This is a genomic window from Vibrio sp. vnigr-6D03, from assembly GCF_002835515.1.
Classification (GTDB): Bacteria; Pseudomonadota; Gammaproteobacteria; order Enterobacterales; family Vibrionaceae; genus Vibrio; species Vibrio penaeicida.
In genome coordinates this window covers 1-2,680 of record NZ_PIZL01000005.1, presented here as the reverse complement: position 1 = coordinate 2,680, position 2,680 = coordinate 1, and the positions used below count along the sequence as shown (strand labels likewise).

General features: G+C 40.2%; 4 protein-coding genes. 2 read left to right on the top strand and 2 right to left on the bottom strand.

Translation table 11 applies throughout. From position 1 onward, the window contains the following. Nucleotides 1-607: 607 nt before the first annotated feature. Nucleotides 608-904, bottom strand: coding sequence for a hypothetical protein (locus tag CW749_RS05545; RefSeq protein ID WP_101111058.1), 297 nt, complete (start codon nt 902-904; stop codon nt 608-610). A gap of 192 nt (nt 905-1,096) precedes the next feature. Between CW749_RS05545 and CW749_RS28170 the strand changes: the two genes are divergently transcribed. Then, entirely contained in the window at nt 1,097-1,270 is a 174-nt protein-coding gene (locus CW749_RS28170; protein WP_180958332.1) for a hypothetical protein, read from the top strand. A 248-nt stretch (nt 1,271-1,518) separates the two neighbouring features. Here CW749_RS28170 and CW749_RS05540 read toward each other — a convergent pair whose 3' ends face one another. Next, nucleotides 1,519-1,800 (bottom strand): hypothetical protein, encoded by a 282-nt coding sequence (locus CW749_RS05540; RefSeq protein WP_101111057.1) that lies wholly within the window; start codon nt 1,798-1,800, stop codon nt 1,519-1,521. A gap of 381 nt (nt 1,801-2,181) precedes the next feature. On the opposite strand from CW749_RS05540, the gene CW749_RS05530 reads away from it, so the two are divergent. Further along, a complete protein-coding gene (locus CW749_RS05530) occupies nt 2,182-2,514 on the top strand; it encodes a hypothetical protein (RefSeq protein ID WP_101111055.1) in 333 nt (110 codons plus the stop codon). Nucleotides 2,515-2,680 lie beyond the last annotated feature (166 nt).

The window sequence follows — 2,680 nt, the reverse complement described above, 5'->3', positions numbered from 1 at the left end:
GATAAAAATTTCACGCCTCACCAACAGAGATAGCGACACACAAAACGCCAGCTAAAACCGCAGAAAACGAAAAAAACAAGCTGCTGCAATACACGTTAAACACTAAAGTCACCGCAAACTAAAAGTGCCACGCGTTGTTGGTCGGTTTGAAGCTTTTGTTAGAGCGATACAAACAAAAAACTCGCTTGGCAATGAAGCACTTAGCTTGCATTCAATGAACAGCATCTTAACCAACAAAACTGACTGCAACCAGACCACAAAACCCAAAACACCGATTCAGTCGAGAATTTAGGAAAACTAGCCGGAAGTCTAACTTCAAAATCTGATGAAGCTGAATGGTTTTGAAACCTACAACGGCTTGGCTTGCGAGGATTTACCACATTGATTCAGGTTAAGGAATCGAACTCAAAAGCACGAAAGCCAGCAATTTTCGAATTCCTTACAACCCTTTGAACTACAAAAGCGCTATAACGCCCAGTTAAGTAGCCAAAAACGCACAAATGCTGTTTCTGCAAACTACCCTAAACACAAAACCCAACGCAAACTAAAAATGCCACGCGTTTTTGGTCTGCTTGAACTGTTTGTTATGTGATCTTTCCACTAGGCTTCAACGCCCAAAGTAATGGCTTGCATCAGAGCTCTCTACTTCGATATTTATTGTTTTATCTTTCAGTGTCAAAATAACTTTGTCCTTTGACACTGAAACAACGTTTACGAAATTAAATTGTTCATCCAAGCCCCCGGGAGCTTCAGAACACCAACCAACTTTTTTTGAATGACATCTATAGAGTTTATTGCCTTCAATTTTAAGAAAGAATCGCCACGTAGTATCTGCGATAAGGTAATTATTATTGTGCCCAGATTTTATATTTTCAAATAGAGCCTCTTCTTCGTCAAAAGTCATCCACTTCCCTTTATCATATAACGCCCAGTTAAGTAGCCAAAAACGTACAAATGCGGTTTCTGCAAACTACCCTAAACACAAAACTCACCGCAAGCTAAAAATGCCACGCGTTGTTTGTCGGTTTGAAGCTTTTGTTAGAGCGATACAGGCAAACAGACTTTACTTGGCAATGAAGCATTTAGCTTGCATTCAATGAACAACATCTTAGCCAACAAAACCTTCTGCAACCAGACCACAGAACTTAAAACACCAACTCGATCGGAGAATTTAGAAGAACAGGCAAAAAGCGAAGATTCAAAGTACGATGACCTCAATGAGCTTGGAAATCCCAAAGCAACTTGGCTTGCGGCGGCTTTTCCACTTTGATTCAGGCTAAGGAATCGAACTCAAAAGCACTTAAGCCAGCAACATTCGAGAACCTGACAACCCTTGAATTATCAAAGCGCTATAACGCCCAATTAAGTAGCTGACAACGCTACCAAATACACTTAAACCTACCACCTAAATCACTGAAGCTAAACCGAACTGAAAATGCCAAGCGTTGGCAGTCTGCTTGAATTGCTTGTTATATTTCAGATATGACCAAGCCAATTGACAATGAACACCAAGAAAAGCTAGAGAATAGTGACACCCTCAATTTCAATTACTGAGTTAACATTAGCCCTTTCTATTATTTTGAGTAAAGTCGTTTGAATTAACTCATTATTTCTAATTTCAGTTTCACAAGAAAAACGTTCCTCTTGAGCGCTATCGCCTTCAGCCAACACAAATTGAACCGCTACTTCCGTTGCACATTCTTTGGTAACTCCGTAGTACGACAAAGTGATTTTTGGATAACCATTGAAGCCTTTTTTAACTTGTTTAGCGATACGTTTCTTAGCTTTATCCAAATTCATACAACTTCCTTTATTTAGTGAAACTCAAGAGGAATATAACGCCCAGTTAAGTAGCCAAAAACGTACAAATGCCGTTCCTGAAAACTACTTAAAACACAAAACTCACCGCAAGCTAAAAATGCCACGCGTTTTTGGTCTGCTTGAACTGTTTGTTGTAGCGATACAAGCAAACAAACTAACTTGGCAATGAAGCACTTAGCTTGCATTCAATGAAAGCCATCTTAGCCAAAGTGAACTTCTGCAACCAGACCACAAAGCCCAAAACACCGATTCAGTCGAGAATTTAGGGAAACGAGCCGAGAAAAAAGCTTCAAAATTCAGCGAACCGAACTGAATTTGAGAGCTTGCAGCAACTTGGTTTGCAGAGCATTTCCCACCTTGATGCTGGTTGAGAAAGCTAACTCAAAAACACGGAAGCCAGCTATTTTCGATAACCTTACAACCCTTGAATTATCAAAGCGCTATAACGCCCAGTTAAGTAGCCAAAAACGTACAAATGCGGTTTCTGCAAACTACCTTAAACACAAAACTCAACACAAACTAAAAATGCCACGCGTTTTTGGTCTGCTTGAACTGTTTGTTGTAGCGATACAAGCAAAAAACTCGCTTGGCAATGAAGCACTTAGCTTGCATTCAATGAACAGCATCTTAACCAACAAAACCTTCTGCAACCAGACCACAGAACCCAAAACACCGATTCAGTCGAGAATTTAGAGAAACAAGCCGAGAACAAAGCTTCAAAACTCTGCGAACCGAATTGGGTTTGAAAGCTTGCAGCAACTTGGTTTGCGAGGATTTAACACCTTGATTCAGGTTGAGGAATCGAACTTAAAAACACTGAAGCAGCAATTTTCGGCAGCCTTACAACCCCTAAATTATC

Coding starts and splice junctions, on each gene's coding strand:
- CW749_RS05545 (WP_101111058.1), bottom strand. CDS start 904: ATGACTTTTGACGAAGAAGAGGCTCTATTTGAAAATATAAAATCTGGG.
- CW749_RS28170 (WP_180958332.1), top strand. CDS start 1,097: ATGAACAACATCTTAGCCAACAAAACCTTCTGCAACCAGACCACAGAA.
- CW749_RS05540 (WP_101111057.1), bottom strand. CDS start 1,800: ATGAATTTGGATAAAGCTAAGAAACGTATCGCTAAACAAGTTAAAAAA.
- CW749_RS05530 (WP_101111055.1), top strand. CDS start 2,182: ATGCTGGTTGAGAAAGCTAACTCAAAAACACGGAAGCCAGCTATTTTC.